Below are 21693 nucleotides of genomic sequence, written 5' to 3' on the forward strand. Positions count from 1 at the left end.
TCGGCCGCTTTTCGCGCTTCTCCGTCTCCCCAACCCTCATTTGTCTTCACACCGTAGCTGAGTGACATGACGCAAGTCGTAATCGTTGGTGGCGGAGCAGCAGGACTGTCTGCGGGACTGTTCGCTTCGAAGAACGGCCTCGACACGCACGTCTTCGACACCGACAAGACGTGGCTCCACAAGGCACACCTGTTCAACTACCTCGGCCTCGACTCGAAAGACGGGACCGAATTCCTCGAAGATTCACGCGAACAAGTCGAGAGTTTTGGCGCGGAAATCCACGAGGCGGAAGTCACGTCGGTCGAACGTGCGGAAGATGGCTTTGTCGTCACTGCCGACGGCAAGGAGTACGAAGCAACGTACGTCGTCCTCGCAACCGGCGCAAAGCGTGACCTCGCCGAGCAACTCGGCTGTGCGTTCACCGACGAGAACGTCGTCGATGTGGACGTGACGATGGAGACGAGCATCGAGAACGTCTACGCCACAGGTGCGATGGTTCGCGCCGAAGAGTGGCAAGCCATCATCTCGGCGGGCGACGGTGCGGCCGCCGCGCTCAACATCCTGACCAAAGAGAAAGGCGAGCACTTCCACGACTTCGATACGCCCGCTGACGCCGAATAGTCGCGGACGCGCACACTGTTGAAGCGCTCGCTCTCACCCACGTTTTCAAACTGCGTACTCTCAACTGCGTGTTCTCCACTCAGGGATGCTTCGCCGCGAGTACGTCCACGTGGTCTATCTGTGGTTCTTCTGCCAGCAACTCGTCGGCGTTCTCCATCAGCGCCGCCGCGATGTCCCCGTCGAGGTGGGCCTGACGGGCATCTTCGTCCGGGAACGTATCGAAGATGCCGAAGGTGGTCTCGTCGAAACGGAGCGCGAACCACGTGGTCGTCCCTTGTTCGTCCTCGGCCATGGGCAACGCAGATTCGAGGAATTCGGCGACTTCGTCGGCCTTCTCGGGCTTGGCTTTCAGGCGCGCTTGGAGCGCGTATACTGAGTTAGACATTCCGCAGGTACTATCGACTGGCAAACACATAAGCACGGGTTACAGCGGTTAGGACGCCTGAATTACTCCAGTACTAGCCCGTTTCGACCAACACGACGCCAGCGACGACCAGCGCACCACCGAAAACCGTCACGAGCGTCACGGGTTCGCCCAGCACGATTGCACCCAGTGCGAGCGTCCCGGCGGGTTCGAACGTACTGACGATACTGGCTCTGCTCGCACCGATACGCGACATCCCGGCGAAGAACGTGAAGATAGGAATCGCCGTCGCAAACACGCCGATAGCGACGACGATTGCCCACGACGACAGTTCGGTCGGCATGTGCAGTTGCCCGGTGAATCCGCCGAAGATGACGAAGGAGGCGGCGGCCGCAGGAAGAACGTGTGCCGTCAACGTGCGCGAATCGACCGTCGTGAGCGCCTGTCTGCCGATGACGATGTAGAGCGCGTAGACGACGGCCGCGCCGAGGACGATGCAGACGCCGCGAATATCGACGCCGCTGGGGTCGGCACCGGCGATGAGGACGACCCCCGAGAGTGCAACCGCGAGCGCGGCGACCGTCTTCGGCGTCACGGGTTCGTCGAGGACGGCGATACTCAAGCCCACGACGATGACGGGGTAGGTGTAGAGGACGATACCGACGAGTCCCGCAGTCAGGTACTCCAAGCCGAGAAAGTAGAGCGCGCTCATCGTCGCGTAGCCGAGCCCGCCGAGGCCGAGACCGATGAGGAGCGACCGACCCGAGAGCATCCGCAACTCGCCGCGAACTCCTAACCAGCCCCAGACGAACAGCGTTGCGACCGAAAATCGCAGTGCGAGGACGGTTGGAATCGTCAACCCTGCGGCACCCGCAAGCTTGCCGAGGACGCCGAGTGTCCCGAAGCTAATCGCTGAGAGGGCAACGAGTCCGGTTCCGAGTCGGTCGCTCACTGTTCGGGTCACCTCAGTCGAGCGAGTAAAGTAATGCGCAAGCGGTAAGCGTACTGTTTGTGTCGTGCGAACTGTGACCGAGGCTCCATCGCCATCGATTTCTCCTTACACCGCACTCAGCGTCGCCGTACTCGCGGTGAGTACCAGCGCGATTCTCGTCCGCTGGAGTACCGCGCCGAGTCTCATCAAAGCGTTCTACCGCGTCGTCTTCACCGTCGCTCTTCTCGCACCTGTCGCTTTCACTCGATACCGCGACGAGTTCTCGCTCATCTCGCGTCGTGACCTCGTCTTCGCGACGGGCGCGGGCGTCGCACTCGCTGCCCACTTCGCCTCGTGGTTCGAGAGCCTCAACCACACGACGGTTGCGGCGAGTGTGACCCTCGTCCAAGCACAACCGCTCTTCGTCGTCGTGGGCGCGTGGGCACTCCTCGACGAGCGAGTGAATCGGCGCATCGTCGTCGGAATCGCTATCGCACTCGGTGGGATGGTCGTGATGTCTGTCTCGGACTTCTTGACGCCCAGCGGCGCACCACAGCCGTTGCTCGGAAATGCTCTCGCGGTCGTGGGCGCGATAACCGCCGCCGCCTACGTTCTCACCGGTCGGAGTGTTCGAAGCCGAGTCTCGCTCGTTCCCTACGTCGTCGTGGTCTACTCTGTCTGTGCGCTCGCGCTCGGCGTCGTCATTCTCGGCCGTGGCGACCCGCTGGTTGGATATCCCGCACGTGAGTGGATACTCTTTTTCGCCATGGCAGTCGGTCCCGGTATCTTCGGCCACACGGTCATCAACTGGGCGCTCGCGCACGTCGAATCGAGTGTCGTCTCCGTCTCGCTCCTCGGTGAACCGGTAGGAAGCACACTCCTCGCACTCGTTCTCTTGAGTGAGATTCCGACAGTCCCGACGCTCGTCGGTGGTGCTGTCGTCCTCGGTGGTATCTATGTCACCGCCTCGTCGTCGGTTGCCACGTGATTCTCAGAACTCCTCACAAAATAACACTCACTTGGAATTATTATTCAACACACCGTATCAGTGTTGATAACCACGTCAAAACGCTCATTAGTGCCAGCGAAACCTAGACTGTATGGATGGTGGCTCAGGGACCGATGTCCACGTTCTTCACGTTGACGACGAGCCAAACCTCACAGACCTCGTTGCGGTATTTCTCGAACGTGAGGCCGGTGAGACGTCGCTCTCGGTCACCACATCGAACGACGGATTGGAAGCACTCGACTTGCTCCGCGAAGCGGCGTTCGACTGTGTCGTCTCCGACTACGATATGCCGAGTATCGACGGTCTCGAATTTCTCCGTGCAGTTCGAACTGAACACCCCGATTTGCCGTTTATTCTCTTCACCGGCAAAGGCTCCGAAGAAGTCGCCCGCGACGCATTCCGCGTCGGCGCGACAGACTATATGCAGAAAGACACGGGTACCGACCAGTACACCGTACTCGCAAATAGGGTCCTCAACGCCGTCTCCCAATCACGGGCACAGGCCGCATCCGAACGATACGGGATGGCTATCGAAGCACTCGACAGCGCCGTCTACACGCTCGATACCGATGGCACGTTCGTCTCCGTCGATAGCGTGTTCTGTGAACTAACTGGCTACGACCGCGAAAGCGTCCTCGGTAAACACGTCACCGACCTCGCCGCCGACGGGAACGAACTCCAATCTGCGCTCACAGCCGCGCTGTTGGACGATGCATCCGAAGCAACCCGATTCGAAGCCGTATTCGAAGCCGGGCCAAACTACCTCCGGCCCGAGACTGAAATCCTGTGTGAGGGCCACCTCACGGTTCGCTCGACCGACGACGACCTGAGTATCCTCGGGACGTTGCAAGACGTGACCGACCGTCGCCGCCAACAAGAGCGCCTCACTTACGAGACTCGATTACAGGACGCCGTACTCGACACGTCGACGTCGTTGACGAGCGCCGAAGCCGACGAAATCGGCACGAAAATCGAGTGGACACTCCAGACACTCGGTGAAGCCGTTGGCCTCGACCGCTGTACGGTGTATCGATACGACGAAGAGAGGCGTGCCGCCGCGTGTATCCACGACTGGCACGCCGACTCCGTCGTCGCACACCCGGAGCGTATCGGCATCGATGACGCCACGTGGTTGTTGTCCCGACTCGGTCGATTCGAAAACATCCGCATCCACCACACTGGCGAACTCCCACCGGAAGCAACGAAGACGAAAAAGCTCCTCAGAACGTCGGACACCGGTGGCTTCGTCGCCGTGCCGATGGTCAGCGATTGGACGCTCGTCGGTTTCGTCCTCTTCGACCACCTCGATGAGAGCCGTGCGTGGACCGACATGGAGGTGGACCTGCTTCGAACGGTCGCAGACAACGTCTCGAACACACTCGCCCGCCAGCGTCGAGAGCGCGAACTCCGCCGTCAGAACGACCGCCTCGAAGAGTTCGCCTCGGTCGTCTCTCACGACCTCCGAAACCCCCTCAACATCGCAAAGGGGTTCGTCGAACTCGCCGCCGAAGAAGACGACGTGACGTATCTCTCTCGCTCGCTCGACGCACTCTCTCGAATGGATACGCTCCTCAACGACGTACTCACACTCGCCAGAGAGGGCAGAAAGGTGGGCGAAACCAACACCGTTTCTATCGACCAGATTGCCGAGCGTGCGTGGAGTACGGTCGAGACCGACCGCTCGAAACTCAGTATCGACTCCGAGTTCGATATCGTTCAGGCCGACCCTGGCCGTCTCCAACAGGCGTTCGAGAACCTCTTTCGTAATGCCATCCAGCACGGGTCTACGTACAATCACAGCGAAGCAGACGACATCGGAGACGCCGAGTCAGAAGACGCCGACTCACTGACGATTCACGTCGGTGCAACGCCGACCGGCTTTTATGTCGCCGACAACGGGCCGGGAATCCCCGAAGCAAAGCGAAAAACCATCTTCGAACACGGCCACACGACCTCAGAGTCCGGGTCCGGATTCGGTCTCTCTATCGTCAAAGGCATCGTCGAAGCCCACGGATGGGAAATCGAGGCGACCGAACCCGAACCGGACCTCGGCGGCGCTCGCTTCGAAATCGACATGGCCGCCGTTCACTCGGATGTGGACCGGCGCGTGAGTCCGCAGAACAACTAACCTTCGAGCAGTTCTTTCGTCTTGTCGTGGCGATAGCGGAACATCGGTTCGAAGCCGACGATTCCGAACGTCCCTGCAAACTCGCCGAGCGGGCCGAACGGCAGTTCGTACTCGACTCGGTCTTCGATAACCGTCTCGTCGCCCTCTGCGACGAATCGGTGGGTGTGGACCCATCGGTCGAACGGCCCGTCGCGCATATCGTCGCGGAACCACGCCGTGTTTTCACCCCGTTCGCGGGCGAGAATCCGCGAGGTCCACGTCTGTCGCGGCCCGACACCGAGCGGTCGCATCGCCATGTCGATTTCCGTCCCTTCGGCGAGTTCCTCGGGATTCAGTTCGCCGTCGGAGCCGCGTACTGCCTGAATTTCGAGACCCATCCAGCCCGGTGTAAGCGCTTCTAACCCGGAGACGTCCGAGTGGAACTCCCAGACTGCTTCGAGAGGCGCGGCGACGCGTACGCGACGCTGATAGACTGGCATGGTTGGGTGTTAGAAGTCTACGCGGAAAAGCAATCGTGCCGCGGAAAACGTCTCACCAGTCGGCACACGCAAAAATCCAGCACAAGGCCTCTTCACGTCCCATCTCTAAATCCCACCACGGCCACCACCGACCGTGAAAACCACCCGCGCGAGACGAACCGAGGCACGGACAGCGCGGGCAGTCGCAAGGGCAACACCCAACCGCACTGGGATTTGGGGGTTGGCTGTTTAGACGTGACGCTCAGCCACGTCAGGCGCCGTGACGCTCAGCCACGGCACTCCAAGATGTGTCACCCAAATATATTAATTATTTTTCACAGTTTCGTGACCCTTCTCGGCGAAAGAACACACGTTGCAGGAGGTTACGAAAGAAAAATCTGCGTCGTTGTCGCCGACTTAGAGCGTAAAGCGCGAGACGTTCGTCCCGGCTTTCGTCAGGTCTGTGTCGGACGCAGCGGCGACAGTCACTTGATTCTCACCGTATTCGATGTCCACTTCGACTTCGAAGGAGTCGCCCTTTGGTTCGATGAGCGTCGTTTCGCTCGGTGTCTTGACTGCGACGAGTGCCGCGTCGCTCTGTCCGGAGACGATGAGTTTGTCGCCTCTGAATCGCGTGCTGACGCGCAGTTTCGGTCCATTGGGGAGCGACGATTCGACGTAGCGCTCGCGGACGAATTGCGGCATCTCGATTGGTTCGCCCACGTCGATGCTGTGGGCGAGTCGGACGAACTGCGCCATGGACCACGCGAGTGGTGTTGCGCTGCCGGTCCCTTCGCCGAACTCCCAGTTGTAGTCCGTCGTGTGGTCGCGGTCCCACACCTGCTCGGCGAGCATGCGTCCGCTGTTTGCGAACGATGCCATCGTCTGGAGCAGGTTGTTCGGTTCGAGGTCACCGCTGGACGTTCCGGCGAGGAGTTCGTACTCACCGCGCTCGCCGGTGAAAATCGGCCAGAGGCGACCCTTGCCTTTCGCTTCGATAGACCACGGCGCGCCTTCTTCGTCGCGTTCGCGCTCACCGTAGCCGTCGCCGTTGTAGCGGTAGAACGCCGGGCCGTACGGCGTATCGATGCGGATGGTGTCGTCCACTTCTTTGAGCGAGTTCACGATGACCTCATCTTCGGGGGATTTGATACCCAGTCTGGTGAGTTCGAGGAAGCCAGCGTCGATGATTTCGCGCTCGTCGAGCGTCGGCCCGTTGTTGGCGAGCGTCCGCAGGTGTCCAGCGTCGGGTTCGCCGTCCCGGGTGACACGGACGTAGTACGGCGTGTGCTTGTGTCGGTCGGTGCCGGTCTTCGTCGCGGTCCAATCTTCGATGCGGTCGGTCCAGTCGTCGGCGAGTGCAAGCCACACGAGTGCGTCTTCGGTGTGGCCTTCGTCGATTGCAACCGACGCGGCACAGGTGATGCCTGCGATTTCCGCGGCGATAGACGACGGCGAGTAGCCTGCTTCTTCTTCCCACCGCTCTTGGGCAGTCGGCGGCCCGTTTCGAGCGACGTAATCCGCAGACCGTTTGATGTTGTCGTAGGAGTAGTCCACGTCGTCGAAGGTGATGCCGTGTTCTTTGAGCATGTAGGCCATCACCTGCGGGAACGAGATGTTGTCCATCTGTTCGCCACCCCAGCGGGTGCGCCCGTTGAGGTAGGTATTCTGCGGGATGAATCCGCGGTCGTCTTGCTGGAAGGTGTAGATGTACTCCAGCGCGTCGATGGCAGTTTCGAGGTCGCCCACCGCTTCGAAGACGGTAAAGACCTGATACAGGTCGCGCGACCAGACGAAGTTGTACCCGTAGCCTTTGGACTCCTCGGACGGGACGGCTTCGCCCCACGGAACCGACGGCGAGGCGATACCCGCGCCCATGTACGTCTTGTCTTCGACCGCACGGAGACTCATGAGACAGGTCTTGTACTGTTCGACGAGTTGCTCGTCGCTCGCAACGGATTCGGGCAGTTCCTTGTCCGACAGGAACGTGTCCCACGAGTCGGTGTAGGCCGAGCGAACCGTCTCGTAGCCACGAGTGAGCGCACCAGCGGCCTCACCGAGTGCGGCGGCGGTATCTGCGTGTTCGGCAAAGCCAAGTGCGAGCGTCTCGCCGAGTTCGTTCCCCGTGCCGATGCGACCGACGAGGACGACGTTTTCGTCGTCGGTGCGTTCGTTCGCTGCCGGTATCTCACCCTTCGAGAAGAACTCCGAGAGGTACGGTGACCCGGCGACCCCGACGGTCGCCCAGTCGAATCGGCCAGCGGTCGTCATCGCGATGGCGACGCTGTACTCGCGACCGTTCTCGTCGATAAGCAGTGGTTCGCGGCCTTGTCCGGCGTCGAACGCGCCCGCGTCGCGGGCGACGAGATGGTAGCTTCCGAGTTGGCCGAGGCGAATACCACGGTCTTTCGTCCCCGTGTTTGCGAGTGCCGTGTCGGCGACGGCGTAGAGTTCGTACTCGTTGCCGTCGAGGGCGTCGAACTGCACGTCTGCGAGCAACGCGTCGTGTTCGGGGTCGATGCTGTACTCTACTTTGAGTTCCCACTTGTGCCCGCGACCATCGCCGGTTTCGGTGATGGTGTGCTGGAAGACGAGTGCGTCTTCGCTGATGATTTCGGCGGTTCGTTCCACCGTGTCGGCGTGGTCGTCACGCCGCGTCTCGTTGTGCGTCCGAGCGGTGTACTCCGCGCTCGGGTCCGCATCGGCTACGAGGAAGTCGAGCGTCCGGAGGTTCATGAGGTCAACACGCGGGAAGCGAACTTCCGTCAACGCGCCTTCGGTCAAGGTGAACCAGACGCGCGAGGGGTCTTCGCTGCCGTGGTCTGCGACGGTTCCAATCCCGTACTTCTCGCCGGTCGTCCAGCGCGGACGGTTTTCGGGGCCAGTCGGCGCTGGCTTCGGCGCGGGCAGTGCGTCGAGGTCTGACAGAATCGCCGTCGTCTCGACACGGAGTGCGTGCGGCCATCCGAGCGGCGTCGCGCTGTCGAAGCTTCCGTCGTCGAACACCTGTTCGGCGAGGTAGTCGGCGTCGGTCGAGAGCGGGCCGTCGGGTTGGAGGAGTTCGTAGAGCGTCGTCGCTTGCTCGACGAACCGGCGACCGTCTTTGCCGAGGCGGTCACACAGGAGGCCGAACTTCGCGGCGGCGTTCGCGCCCCACGCAGTCGAGACGGACCAAATCTTCTCGCCGTCTTGACTGTCGGTGCGCCAGTAGTCGTCTTCGAAGCGAACCAACCCGGCCACGTCGCCGTCGGGGTTGCGGTACAACCCTTTCAGGGTCGCGGCCATGTGCTTGACCAGTCGGTTTGCCGTCTTGGTTTCGACTTCTTCGATGTCAGCGTAGGCGTCGATTGCCTCGACGAGCGAGAACGTCGCCGAGTCGAGGCGGTCGTCGAGTTCGCCGTCAGGCGTGAGTCGAAGGCCGTACACTTCGCGCTCTTTCGACCAGAGTTCGTCGAGACCTTCGTACACCGCGGTTGCCTGTGTTCGTGCGTGTTCGCAGAGTTCGTCGTCGAGTGGGGCCGATGCGACGGTCGAATAGGCCTCTAAGAACGTCGCGGCGGTGTGGGTGAACCGTCCAGCCATGTTCTCCCAGGCGTTCTGACAGACCTCCGGCAGGCCGTCGTCTTCGAGGCTGTCGTCTAACCCGCTGAGACCGGTTGCGAGTGCCGTCCGAATCCGACCGACGAGTTGGTCGTCCAGTTCGTCGCGGCGCTCGGTGAGGAGCGTTGCGAGGTACGTGACGACGGAGGCAGTCTGGTCTGCTTGATACTCTTCGTCGCCCGCGCCCTCGACGCGGCCGTGGGCCCATCCGGGAGCGAGCGAGCCATCGACTGCCCACACGCGGTGGGGCCACGTGCCGTCACTGAGTTGCGTATCGCAGTAGAACTCGGCACTGGTCGCTAAACGGTCGCCGAGACCGAGTTGGAGTAGTTGGTCTGCTCTGAGTAACGAGCGTGAGACCTCCGAATCGTCTCGGAACCACGTGTAACCGTAGCCACCAGAGTGCGCGTAGAAGGGGTCGAACTCGGGTGCGGCGATGCGTGCGCCACTCGGCGCGGTGAGCAGCGAGAGCGCACGAAGGTCGGCGCGCACGATTCGTTCGCGCGGGGTTCCGTCGGGGACGTACACTTCGGCCTGCTCTCTCGCTGCCGCCCGAAGGTCGTCGGCAGTCGAGTGCTGGAGCGCGCAGTGTTGCAAGTCGGCGAGCGCGTCGGTCCGACCCATCTGTTCGTGGTCCGAGAGTTGGGTCACGAGCGTCGTTCGCGCGGCGCGCCCGTCCATTTCGAGGGGAGCGCTGACGACGACGTCGCCCGACAAGTGTGTGTCTTCGTAGCGTTCGAGGACGGCCTCGCGCGGGAAGTCGAAGGCATCCTCCGAGAGAATCTCGTCGAATCGCTCGGGAATCTGCCCGCGAACGTCGTCGAGGCCCGTCGAAGCGGTCACGTAGTCGTGTTCGCGTCGGTGGAAGACTTCGACCGCTTGTGTCTCGTTCGGGCCGCCAACTTCGTGAATCAGACGACCGACTCGAGTCTCGCGGCCTTCGGGGGCGAACGTCAGGAAGGCAGTTAGGTGCGCATCGGTTGGAATCGCCCCGCGGAGTTCGACGTGGGTGACGTGTGCGCGACCGAGCGTGAGGTCGTACTGGTGGACGGTGTACTCGCCTGCGTCGTACTCCGTCTCCACGAGTGTCGTCTCGCGGTAGTAGTGTTGGCGGACGGGCTCGAGTTCGTCGAACCAGTGAGTGTCGCCGTTCGTTTCGATACCGAACCGAGACCTGTCGATACCATATAATCCGGAGAGCGATGACGAGTAGTCTCGAAGTGCGCCATCGGGGCTAACATACACGAGTCTATCTCCGTGACTCGAAAATGCGCCGGACGAGGTTGGACACTCCTCTGGGAAGCGTCTCCCTCGATTACGCTTGTATTCATTTAACGCGGTCCGCAGTCGCATAGATGGAACACTTTCGCTCGAAACATAAGTATTGGTTGCACGTGAACGACATTTTCCTCGAAAATTTGAGCAACCGAGTTCTTCGGCCCATCTCTCCACTCGACTCGTTCGGTTCAAACAAGAATTCTCATGGGAGTAAATTCAAAGTCTTTCGGCATGTTCTCTGATGTATGCATCACCCAGGCCCGCCCCAATTCATGGCCGTCGGTGAGTCAGTCCAACTCGCTCCGCGCGACCCTGACCCAGACGCCGACTACTCGTGGCACGTCCAAAGCGCACCGGTTGCAAGCAGTCTCGAATTCGACGCCGACGAGGCGGTCATCCAGTTCGACCCCGACGCCGCCGGAACCTACGTTCTCGAACTACAGGCTCCAGACGGCACCCACGAACTGACGATTCGTGTCTTCCCCGGCGACTACCTGCCCGTCGGGTCGCTCCGAAGTGGCACCAGCGGTATGAGCGGAATGAGCGGCTACAGCGGCCAAAGTGGCTCTGCACGGCCCACGCAGTTCAGCGGCGGCGCATCCGGTTCCGGCAGCGGCGCTGGCGAGGCAACTCGCGGCGACGGTGGCCGCCCGCGCATTCGTCTCGACGCGACGGTCGAAGACGACGTGGTCGTCGTACGCGCCGACCCGCAACCCAACCCGAACAGCACCACCGACCGCGACGATCTCGTGGTCGAGTTCCTCGTGGACGACCGCGACGACGTAGACGAGTCGGCTATCGAGACCGACGGGTGGGAACTCCGTGTTCCGCTCTCGGCTATCGGCGACCAACTCCGCGTCCACGCTGTCGCACTCGATGAAACCTACAGCGTTCCAGACTCCGTCTCCGTCTCGCGTGAAGCGTTCACCGACGGCGGCGTCGCCGAGGCCGAACCCAAGAATGCAACCGATGGTTCCGGTCTCTCTGTCTCCCGACCAAACGACCCGCCGGAGTGGGCACAGCACGTCACGCTCTACGAGATTTACGTCCGTGGCTACGCTTCTGACGACGAAGAAGCCGACAACACCTTCGAAGCACTCGGAAAGCGACTCGACTACCTCGAATCGCTCGGCGTCGATTGTCTGTGGCTCACGCCCGTCCTTCAGAACGACCACGCGCCCCACGGCTACAACATCGTGGACTTCTACTCTATCGCCGAGGACCTCGGCACCCGCGAGGACTACGAACAGTTCATCGAGGCCGCCCACGACCACGGGATGAAAGTTCTCTTCGACCTCGTACTCAACCACTCCGCGCGCGACCACCCGTTCTTCGAAGACGCCTACAAGAACCCCGACTCGGAGTACTACGACTGGTACGAATGGCAAGATAGCGGCGAACCGGGGACGTACTTCGATTGGGAGTTCATCGCTAACTTCGACCACACAAATCTGGACGTTCGGCGCTATCTGCTCGACGCCGTAGACATGTGGGCCGACCTCGTAGACGGCTTCCGCTGTGACATGGCGTGGGCAGTGCCCGATACCTTCTGGCAGGAACTCCGTGACCGCGTGAAGTCCAAAGACCCCGAATTCCTGCTCTTGGACGAGACTATCCCCTATATTGCCGACTTCCACGACGGCATGTTCGACATGCACTTCGATACGACGCTCTACTTCACGCTCCGGCAGGTCGGTGGCGGCCATGCGCCCGCAGACCGCATTCTGGATGCCATCGAACAGCGCACCGAAGTCGGCTTCCCCGACCACGCGTCGTTCATGCTGTATCTCGAAAACCACGACGAGACGCGCTACGGCGTCGAATGTGGCGACGCCGCCGCGAAGGCCGCCGCGGGCGCACTGTTCACGCTCCCCGGCGTGCCGATGGTCTACGGCGGACAGGAAATCGGCCAGCGAGGCCGACGTGACGCGCTCGCGTGGGACCACGCCCGCGACGACGTGCGCGAACACTACCAACGACTCATCGAAGTTCGAAACGAGACGCCCGCGCTTAACTCGCAGGGCGCGTTCCGCCGCATCGACTACGACTGCGACTCCGACCAAGTCGTCGCGTTCGTCCGCGAACACGACGAGGGGTCGTATCTCTGTCTCCTGAACTTCGGCGACGGCGTCGAAACCGTCGACGTTGGCTCGCTCGACGTCGAAGCGACCGACATTATCTCGGGCGACTCCGTCGCCGCCGAGGGTGGCCTCACCGTTGACGACGTCGTTGTCTGCCCGCTCGCGTAACCCACCGACCAGTTTCGAAATCCGATGAGTTCCGAATACGCATCCCCAACCCGACTGACCGACCACACCGACGACCTCGTTTCGTGGCACGAGACGGTCGTTGCGAACCACGACGGCACCTTCGAGGCCGCCAAAGAACTCTCGAAACGATTGGGCGCGCACGTCACCGATTCGGGAGTCGAATTTGGGTTCTGGACGCCCGAAATCGTCGAATCAGGTGTTCCCGAATCGAACGTCTGGCTCGAACTGCTGACGCCGACCACAGAAATCGACCCCGGCGACACCGACCATCGAACCGTCTCGTTCGCCTGCGACCGAATTTCGATGGAACGCGTCGGCGAGTACCACTGGGTCGCTGTCGAAGACGTTCCTGCGGGCACGCGAGGCGAACTCGGTGCGCTCTACCAACTCGTCTACGAGGACGACGAGGGCGAACACACGATTCAGGACCCGGTTTCGTACTCGGTTCCGTTTGGCGCGTTCGCGCCCGCCGAAGTGTACGACCTCGAAACGCTGGACGAGACTCGCGCCGACCGCGAGTACTTCGAAGCACTCGGCACCGACGACGAGCGCGTCTCGACGACCGAAGACGAGGGAATTCCACGAGTCGACCCGGCGACGAGCATGCTCGAAATTCATCCCGGCACGGCCACCGAACGAGGTTCGCTCGCCGGACTCGCCGAGGTCTACGAAGACATCGCCGAGAAACAGCGCGCTGGCGAAGACCTCGACGCGTGGGAACGCGCTTTCGCAGGCTACGACGGCATCCAAGTGATGCCCGTCGAACCACTCACTGAGAACGAGGAGGAACACGACTTCTGGTCGGTCAAAGAAGCGACGACGGACGAAGTCGCGGTCGAAGTCGCCCGCCCCGAGATGATTAATTGGGGCTACGACATCGTCGTCAGCGCCTTCTCCGCACCGAATCCGGCGATTCTCGAAACCGGTCGTCCAGACGAACTCGTCGATTTCATCGCCGCCTGCCACGACCTGCCGCGACCCATCAAGGTCGTCTTCGACGTCGCACTCGGCCACGCCGACGACCGCGGCGCAGAACTCCTATCTGACCGCTACATCCTCGGACCGGGGATGTACGGCAAGCACCTCGATTACACCGAACCCACCGCGCGCGCCGTCTTCTTGGAGATGCAGCGTCGCAAGATGGACTTCGGTGCCGACGGCATCCGCGTCGATGGCGCGCAGGACTTCACCTCCTACGACCCGGAGACAGGCGAGATGTACCACGACGACGACTTCCTCGCTGAGATGGACCGCGTGGTGCAAGAGGTCGCCGGGACCGAGTACCGCCCGTGGATGATTTACGAGGACGGTCGCCCGTGGCCACGCGAGGACTGGGAACTCGCCTCCTCGTACCGCGCGCTCATCGAACAGCACCCCCACTCGTTCCAGTGGTCGCCGATTACGTTCGCCCACAACACGCCCGCTCTCCTGACGTTCTGGGCGACGAAGTGGTGGCGCGTCCGCGAAGTCGGTGAGTTCGGTGGCAACTGGCTCACTGGCGTTGCCAACCACGACACGGTCAGGAGGGGAACGCAAATCGACCCGACGGTCGAGTTCAACCAATCGCCAGTCAACCCTTACCTCGGTGAGGACTACCCCGAGACGCTCGGCGAAGCCTACGACAACGCCGCGTCGTCGATGCTGTTCCATTGCTTCCTGCCGGGCGTTCCGATGGACTTCGTCCACGCCAACATGCGCGCCCCGTGGGGGTTCATCCGCGATACGGACCCGACGTGGAACGTCAAAGTCGTCTCCGACGAGTCCAAATTCCTCTACTGGCAGGTGCGCGACGAGCACTTCGAGGACGACCGATTCTTCCACCGCGTGAAAGACCTCGGCTTCGAGTCGCGTGAGGAGCTTCTCACCTTCATGAACGCCCTCTCGTCGGCAGTCGGCGCGACTGACTACGACCTCGACGTGATGGCCGACATGCTCTCGGCGATGGACCAACCGCTCGGCGACGACCTCTCGGCTGAAGACCTCGAAGCGTACGGCTACGCGTGGATGCGCGACATCCACGACTTCGCCAACTTGGGCTACTGGCACGACGAACAGGACGAGTCGCGGGCGACGTTCCGCCACGAAACTCGGGAGTTCCGTCACGACCGCTCGTGGCTCATATCCGATTTGGACGAAGAGGACGACTACTTCACCTACCGGCATCCGACCGACGGGACCGTCCTCTACTACGGATTCCGAACATCACCCGACTCCGACGAACAACTCCTGTTCGCCGCGAACATGGAGGGTGTTCCCGTCGAAACGTCGCCTGAAGTTCTCGCAGGCGACGCCGAAGACGACGAGAACGCCCCCACCATTCCGACCGATGGCTGGGAACCGGCACTCGTCGCGCCCGGCGTCGATGAGGCTACGGACGTCGAGTTAGCGAACGGGCAGGCAATCGTCTGGCGGCGCGAACCCTAATCTCTCGTCGTCACGCACTGTTTTCGTTTCATACGCGACCGTGGTCCCGTGTTAGTTGATAAACCTGCGTCAGCGAAAACTGCGGTCGGATTCCGCTGTTGAGTATCCCCACCTGTACTCGCAGGAACCGTTTACTCACCTGCCACCGTATCCGAGAGACATGCTCTCTGTTGGCGACACTGCTCCAGATTTCTCCGTCCCGATTGCAGGTGGCGAGGTGTACAACGACATCAGTTCGTTCACGCTCAGTGAGGCGCTCGGAGATGGACCGATAGTCCTCGCATTCATCCCGGCGGCGTTCACCAGCGGGTGTACGACCGAGATGTGTACGTTCCGCGATTCGATGCATCGCTTCGAAGGACTCGACGCACAGGTCTACGGCGTCAGCGTGGACCTCCCACCGGCGCTGAACATCTTCATTCAGCAGGAGGAGCTCAACTTCCCGATGCTCTCCGATTGGACACACGAGGTTATCCACGACTACGGCGTCGTCCTCCCCGACATGTACGGGCTGTTCGAGGCGGCCTTACGGAGTATCTTTGTCCTCGATTCGACGGGGACCGTGACGTATCGGTGGGTCGAAGGAGACGGTGAGACGGACTTCGGTGCCGCAATCGACGACGTGTACGACGCCGTCGCCGAAACTGTCTCGTCGTAACGCTCCCAAAAGCAACAGACACATAGTCATTTCACGTCGGAGTCGCCTCATTTTGATGCTCGAATCGGGCTACGCCGAGTGATTCTTCTCCAGTCTATCAACAATCGAATCTGTACTCGTCGTTCGAGTGACGGTTACTCCATCTCGGTGGGCCGAGTGCGCAACATCACGACGCCGAGTGCGACGAACCAGACGAGTTGTGTGATGCCGAAGATTCCACCGCCGATATCACCGAGCGCAGGAATCGCAGAGAGGATGCCCGCAGCGCCGACCACCAATCCAAAATAGTTCAGCGCCCGTCGAAGCGCACCTGCGCGAATCGCCGCCCAACTCACGAGGAAGGTCCACAACCCGCCGACGATTTCGTTCCCGCCGCCGAGTCCTTCGACGACGGCGTTGATGCCGACCCACGTGGCCGCTGCTTGTGCCGGGTCGGTGGCCAACAGTTCGACGACGGCGGCGGTGCCGATGTTTGCGACCATGCCGCTGGCGATGACCAACCCTGCCCACAGCAGGCCGAACGCTGTTGCAATTCGCATTGTCGGGCCGGTACGTTCGACGAGTCGTTCGTGGAGTGCTAACACCAAGACGACGAGTACGATGCCGAAGACGACGTAGATTATCAGATTCGCGGCGTAGATGGCGGCCTGATTCGCAGCGAGTAACTCCACCTGTTGGAGAGGGTCAGTGACGCTGGTGAAGTCCAAGATGAGTAGAAAATAGACGATTGCGCCGAGGTATATCGCGCCTTCGAGTAGTGCGGCGACGCCCCCCATCGTCTGGAGGCCGCGTACTGTCGTTCGTGGAGGCTGAATCTCTTCTGAGGTAAGGTCACTAGTTGCTGTCATTGATTACACCAACGTCCATCGCCGTCGGCAGGATAGATAAACTAGTCGCAGATTTCTGTGATTCTCAAATTTCGGACGTGATTTTCCCGGCGACGACGGGCGTGAGTGACCAATTACTCGCGCACTGGTGACACCGCTGTGTTCATTCCGAAACCGAAGTCGCGTTCGTCTCCACGGACACGCCGTCCAGATAGTCGCCGTCGGGGCCAACCCACTCGCCTTCGGTGCCGCACTCGGTCGAGAACTCACAGATGCGTGTCTCTGGCGGCCAGATAACGCGAACCTCGTCACCCGAGCGTTCCACGCTCACCAGTTGCCGATAGGTAATCGTCTCTCCGCCGTCGCCGACGAACGTCACTTCGAGTGCGACTTCGCTTGCTCCCTCCGGAATCGGAACTGGGTCTGACCCGGCGGCGAATTGGTGGTTCGTCACCTGAACGCCATCGGGCGTGAGTTCCCATTCGACTGTCACAGAATCGTTCATCGGCACGTCGTAACGCGCATATCCCGATTCGGTTTCGACGCGGACCGAGACGGTTCGACTCCCTGCGGGTGCGCCGAACGTGCTTTCGGCGGCGACGCCATCGCCTTCGAACACCGTCAACTCGGTCAACTCGGGTTCGACGGAGCGCACCGCACCAGTCCACTCGCCACGGTAGGTGAATCGGTACGGTGTTCGATTCGTCGCATCGAGAACGGTGAAATCCGATTCTGGGCTTTCGTCCAGCACATACAGAACCGGTCCATCGAATCTGGGGTCGTTGCGGAGGGACTGGAACGGATGGGCCTGCCAGTCGCCGTACGGGTCAGGGATGAAGACGAGGGCGTTTCGGCCCGCGTCTCCACCAACGATATCCGGCGTCAGTGGCCGGTCTTCGAATCCGGCGTCGATGAGAGGTTCGTAGGTTTCGGCGAGGTTCTCGGTTCGAAGGTGGTTTTCGGAGTACGGTTCTGCAACCGCGCCGACGGTCACCGCGCCGCCAACGAGCGCCAAGAGGAGTACGAGCGAAAAGACGACGCCCCGCGCTTCGGAGGCCGAAAACCAGTCGTGAGCGAGGCTATCGAGTGTGCGAACGCTGACGACGACTCCCGCCGCGCCGAAGATGGCGAGCGGGACGAGCGCATCGAAGTGATAGAATGGCCCGAGCAGGTCGATGAGTCCGTTTCGAAGGCCGTTGTGCGTCCCCCAGAAGAAGCCGTTTCCGACGAAGACGGAGACGAAGATACCCGCGACAATCGCCGCGAGCATGCTGTCGGAGAGCTGCGTGAACGGTTCGGCGCGCTTCGAGAGGCCGTGTCGTTTTCGTCGCGCTTCTCCCCGAAGACGGGTACCCGTCCGGTAGCCCCACCAGCGGACTGCGCTGTGAGTTACGCCGACGAGCGCCGCGAGAGTGCCGAACCAGCCCATCGGTCCCCAGCGAGTAAGGAGCATGGTGAGGGCTTCGAGGCCGGTTTCGACGCCGACCGCTGGTGTGTAGTCGATTCCGTAGCCGAGGATTTCGCGGTAGCCGAAGCCGATGCCGTCGAGTGGTGCGAACGCGATGTACGGAAAGACGAGTGGGTGGCCGGTGACGACGGCGTTGTAGGTGAGCGTGAGTGCGACGAACGCGAGTCCGGGGAGGGCGATTGCGAGGGCGCGCCGAAAGACGCGCACGCCGACGCCTGCTCGCCAGCCAGCACCGAGCGTCCAGAGCGTATGAACGATAAAGGGGAGTGCGAACAGCACGGCAGTGAACGAGCGAGCGAAGAACGCGAGTCCGATACACGTCCCTGCGACGATGGCGTAGCCCGACGAGTTGCGGCGGACAGCGCGGACGTAGCACACTGCGAAGGCGAGATTGAGCATCGTCGCCGGTGCGTAGGTGAGAAATGTCGAAGATGTGAGGAGAAACATCGGTGAGAGGCCGAGCATAGCCGCGGCGACGATGCCTGTCTCTCGGTCGAACACGTCGCCCGCGAGGACGTAGACGAGTCCGGCGTTCGCGACCGCGACGACACCGAGGACGAGGTTCGGCAGCCCTATCGAGAGGCCGAGTGCGAACATCGCGGGGACGACCGGCGAGTACTTCGAGTACATCTGGACGCCACCGGGGGCACTCGCAGTTCGCTCGACGATGAAGAACCACGGCCTCGTGACTTCTGCGAGCGCGCCGGGGTAGAGAAACAACTTCCCGTCGAGGAGCATCGCGGCCTGCATGAGGTAGACACCCTCGTCGTCGTTGACAGAGTGAAACGGAAAGAGGTCGATGGCGAACCAGAGGACGACGAACCCGACGGCCAGGACGACGGCGAGCGCCGCGAGTCGCTGGGCGGTCAATTCACGCAAGGAGTCAAAATCGAGGTCGGTACGTTCGAAGCCGCGAAGCCCCATTAGTCGTCGTTGGGGCCGTCAGCAGGACGCTGTTCTTTGGGGAACCACGCGAGTTCGTGGCCCGCATCGAGGGTTACTTCTACACAGCCATCGGTGGGAACTGTCTCGTCGTGGTTGTGCATACAGAGCAGTGCGTTGCCGCTGTTGAACTCGACTTCGTAGAGAATCGTCGGACCGAGATACCGCTTGCCGACGATGGTTCCGTGCCCGCCGTTCGTACAGGCGTGTGCCGAGAGGTCGTCCGGGCGAACGAGCAGGTCGATATCGGTCTCGTCGTACTCGGGAGCGAGACCGTGAATCTGCTCACGGGGGACCGGGCCGAGTTCGGTTTCGACGACGTCGCCCGTTATTCGCCCCGGCAAGAAGCCCGCATATCCCAAAAAGCCCGCAACGAAGCGGGATTCGGGGTGCTGGAACACCTGTTCGGGTTCGCCAATCTGTTCGAGGTTGCCGTCGTTCATCACGGCCACGCGGTCGGAAATCGACATCGCCTCTTCTTGGTCGTGGGTGACCGAGATGGCCGTCACACCGGCTTCTTTGAGGATACGCCGGACTTCCTCGCGCATCTGGACGCGAAGGTCAACGTCGAGATTCGAGAAGGGTTCGTCGAGGAGGAGAATGTCCGGTTCGGGGGCGAGCGAGCGAGCGAGGGCGACGCGCTGTTGCTGGCCACCGGATAGCTCGTCGGGGTAGCTCTCGCCTTGGGTTTCGAGGCCGACGAGTTCGAGCAGGCTCTGCACTCGCTCGTCGCGCTCTGTCTCAGAGAGTTCTTTCAGACCGAAGGCGATGTTCTCTGCGGCCGTCAGGTGTGGGAAGAGTGCGAACTCCTGAAACACGACGCCGACGCCGCGTTCTTCGGGGGCGACGAACGCGCCGTTTCCGGAGACGGGCGTGCCGTTCAGTCTGATTTCGCCGCCGTTGGGTCGGTCGAGACCGGCAATCAGTCGGAGCGTCGTGGTTTTCCCACAACCAGATGGACCGAGCAAGGTCAGAATCTCGCCGTCGCGGACCGAAATAGAGAGGTCATCGATGACCGATTCTGAGCCGTAGGACTTCGAAATCCCGTCGAGTTCGAGTACGTTCGCTGACGCGCCACTGTCGGGGGTGTTGTCCTTCTGGTCGGTGTGAGTGAGTGTGCTATTTGACATCGTATCCTTCTTGAGTGATGATGACGAGCATCGAGAGTCCGGAGACGAACAGCAAGATGAGCGCAGGCACCGCGGCTTGGCCGAAGTAGCCCGACTCGAACGCTGTCCAAATATGCGTCACGAGCGTTTTAAACCCTGACGGGCGCAGCAAGAGCGTCGCAGGCAGTTCCTTCATCGTCGTGAGGAACACCAGCGCCGCCCCGCCGAACAGACCGGGTGCGACGAGCGGGAGCGTCACGTGACGGAACGCTCCGGATGGCGTCTCCCCGAGGGTTCGTGCGGCCTCCGGAAGTGCGGGGTCGACTCGCAGGAACGAGGCCCGGAGCGACCCGACTGCTTGCGGGAGGAAGCGAATCACGTAGGCGAAGACCAAGAGATAGAGCGTCTGGTACAGCGGCGTCGCGTACGAACTCCCGAAGAAGACGAGCGCGAGGCCGAGGACGACGCCGGGAACCGCGTATCCGACGTAGGTCACGCGTTCGAACATCGCACTCGCCCGCGACGGGTAGTTGGCGGCGAGATACGCCACCGGAACTCCGGCGACGACTGCCGCTCCTGCGGTTGCCGCCGCGACGAGTACGGAGTTCAGTGCGTACTCGGGTTGGAACGCGAGTGACTGACTCGTCTCGGCGACGCCCTGTGCGAACCACGTCAGGAGAATCCCGAGCGGGACGACGAGTGCAATCGTCGCGATGGCTCCACAAAACGCGAGTGCCGGATACTTCCAGCGCCCGAGTTGGAGGCGACTCCCGCCGCGTCCACCGCTGGTCGTGCGCTCTTCGCCGCGAATCCGCGATTCGAGGGTGAGAATGATGAGCGTGACGCCGACCAGTTGGAGCGAGAGCAACGTCGCCGTGTCGCGGCCGAACGCGCCGAACTCCACGTAGATGACGCGGGTGAACGCGTCGAACTTCATGATAGCGGGCGTCCCGAAGTCCGAGAGCGTGTAGAGCGCCGCGAGCAGTGCGCCTGCCGCAATCGCGGGGCGAACCTGCGGAATCGTCACGCGCTTGAACGCCTCCCAACGCGTGTGATTCAGGGTACGCGCCGCGTCGATGAGCGTGGTGTCCATCGACTTGAGCGCCGCTCGCGTGGTGATGAACACGTACGGATAGGTGTAGAGCGTCAGCACCAACACCGCTCCGTGAAGCCCGTAAATCTCTGGCAGCGACTCGATGCCGAGCGGACTGAGTGCCCGTTGGAAGGCACCTTGCGGGCCGAACGCCGAGACGAACGTGAACGCGCCGATGTAACTCGGGATGACGAGCGGCAGTGCGACGACGACAGTCCAAAAGCGTCTGAATGGTAAGTCGGTTCGAACGGTGAGATACGCGAGTGGGACGCCGACGAGGATGCACGCGGCAGTCACGAGGACGACGAGTATGGTGCTGTTGATGAACACCTGAATCGTCGTCGGGCGCGTGACGAGTGCCAGTGCTTCGTCGAAGCCGACGTCCAGTGCCGTTTTGACGAGCCACAACAGCGGAACGATGACCGCGGCGGCGACTGCTCCGCTCGCTACTGTGAGTCCGAGCGGAAGTCCATCACCGTCGGCCGAGTTCTGCTGTTCGGTCGCCATTAGTGT

14 protein-coding genes are annotated in these 21693 nt (G+C 61.7%); 6 read left to right on the forward strand and 8 right to left on the reverse strand.

Going from position 1 to position 21693, the window contains the following annotated elements; genetic code table 11:
• Positions 1 to 66: 66 nt before the first annotated feature.
• Positions 67 to 621 (forward strand): FAD-dependent oxidoreductase, encoded by a 555-nt coding sequence (locus tag ACK509_RS00105; RefSeq protein ID WP_410764411.1) that lies wholly within the window; start codon positions 67 to 69, stop codon positions 619 to 621.
• Positions 622 to 700: 79 nt separating this feature from the next.
• On the opposite strand, the gene ACK509_RS00110 is transcribed toward ACK509_RS00105, so the two are convergent.
• Positions 701 to 1006, reverse strand: coding sequence for a putative quinol monooxygenase (locus ACK509_RS00110; RefSeq protein ID WP_410764412.1), 306 nt, complete (start codon positions 1004 to 1006; stop codon positions 701 to 703).
• A gap of 73 nt (positions 1007 to 1079) precedes the next feature.
• On the reverse strand, positions 1080 to 1937 hold the full coding sequence (locus tag ACK509_RS00115; protein WP_410764413.1) for a DMT family transporter: 858 nt from the start codon (positions 1935 to 1937) through the stop codon (positions 1080 to 1082).
• 73 nt (positions 1938 to 2010) lie between these two features.
• Here ACK509_RS00115 and ACK509_RS00120 point away from each other — a divergent pair, with 73 nt between their 5' ends.
• Together ACK509_RS00120 and ACK509_RS00125 are read left to right on the forward strand one after the other, a co-directional pair.
• Complete coding sequence (locus tag ACK509_RS00120; RefSeq protein WP_410764414.1) at positions 2011 to 2904, forward strand: DMT family transporter; 894 nt, start codon at positions 2011 to 2013, stop codon at positions 2902 to 2904.
• A 112-nt stretch (positions 2905 to 3016) separates the two neighbouring features.
• Positions 3017 to 5053 carry a response regulator gene (locus ACK509_RS00125; protein WP_410764415.1) on the forward strand — a complete coding sequence of 679 codons (2037 nt, stop codon included), beginning with the start codon at positions 3017 to 3019 and terminating at the stop codon, positions 5051 to 5053.
• Here ACK509_RS00125 and ACK509_RS00130 read toward each other — a convergent pair.
• Together ACK509_RS00130 and ACK509_RS00135 are read right to left on the reverse strand one after the other, a co-directional pair.
• The gene (locus tag ACK509_RS00130) at positions 5050 to 5532 is read right to left on the reverse strand and encodes an SRPBCC family protein (RefSeq protein WP_410764416.1); all 483 of its coding nucleotides are present in this window, start codon (positions 5530 to 5532) and stop codon (positions 5050 to 5052) included. The genes ACK509_RS00125 and ACK509_RS00130 overlap by 4 nt on opposite strands.
• 396 nt (positions 5533 to 5928) lie before the next feature.
• Positions 5929 to 10464, reverse strand: a complete 4536-nt coding sequence (locus tag ACK509_RS00135) for a glycoside hydrolase family 15 protein (RefSeq protein ID WP_410764417.1) — start codon at positions 10462 to 10464, stop codon at positions 5929 to 5931.
• Positions 10465 to 10634: 170 nt separating this feature from the next.
• On the opposite strand from ACK509_RS00135, the gene malA reads away from it, so the two are divergent.
• From malA to ACK509_RS00150, 3 genes are all read left to right on the forward strand, one after another.
• Complete coding sequence (malA, locus tag ACK509_RS00140; protein WP_410764418.1) at positions 10635 to 12638, forward strand: alpha-amylase MalA; 2004 nt, start codon at positions 10635 to 10637, stop codon at positions 12636 to 12638.
• A gap of 24 nt (positions 12639 to 12662) precedes the next feature.
• The gene (gene gghA, locus ACK509_RS00145; RefSeq protein ID WP_410764419.1) at positions 12663 to 15083 is read left to right on the forward strand and encodes a glucosylglycerol hydrolase; all 2421 of its coding nucleotides are present in this window, start codon (positions 12663 to 12665) and stop codon (positions 15081 to 15083) included.
• A gap of 160 nt (positions 15084 to 15243) precedes the next feature.
• Complete coding sequence (locus ACK509_RS00150; RefSeq protein ID WP_410764420.1) at positions 15244 to 15741, forward strand: redoxin domain-containing protein; 498 nt, start codon at positions 15244 to 15246, stop codon at positions 15739 to 15741.
• Between the two features lie 134 nt (positions 15742 to 15875).
• Here ACK509_RS00150 and ACK509_RS00155 read toward each other — a convergent pair whose 3' ends face one another.
• The 4 genes from ACK509_RS00155 to ACK509_RS00170 form a co-directional block, all read right to left on the reverse strand.
• Positions 15876 to 16589 (reverse strand): hypothetical protein, encoded by a 714-nt coding sequence (locus tag ACK509_RS00155; protein ID WP_410764421.1) that lies wholly within the window; start codon positions 16587 to 16589, stop codon positions 15876 to 15878.
• Between the two features lie 142 nt (positions 16590 to 16731).
• The gene (locus tag ACK509_RS00160) at positions 16732 to 18960 is read right to left on the reverse strand and encodes an ArnT family glycosyltransferase (RefSeq protein WP_410764422.1); all 2229 of its coding nucleotides are present in this window, start codon (positions 18958 to 18960) and stop codon (positions 16732 to 16734) included.
• Positions 18960 to 20108 (reverse strand): ABC transporter ATP-binding protein, encoded by a 1149-nt coding sequence (locus ACK509_RS00165; RefSeq protein ID WP_410764423.1) that lies wholly within the window; start codon positions 20106 to 20108, stop codon positions 18960 to 18962. Before ACK509_RS00165 ends, ACK509_RS00160 begins: the two co-directional genes overlap by 1 nt.
• On the reverse strand, positions 20098 to 21687 hold the full coding sequence (locus ACK509_RS00170; RefSeq protein WP_410764424.1) for an ABC transporter permease: 1590 nt from the start codon (positions 21685 to 21687) through the stop codon (positions 20098 to 20100). The genes ACK509_RS00165 and ACK509_RS00170 overlap by 11 nt, the downstream gene beginning before the upstream one ends.
• Between the last annotated feature and the right edge of the window lie 6 nt (positions 21688 to 21693).

Origin of the sequence: Haloferax sp. DFSO60, from assembly GCF_046557615.1 — an archaeon.
GTDB lineage: Archaea > Halobacteriota > Halobacteria > Halobacteriales > Haloferacaceae > Haloferax.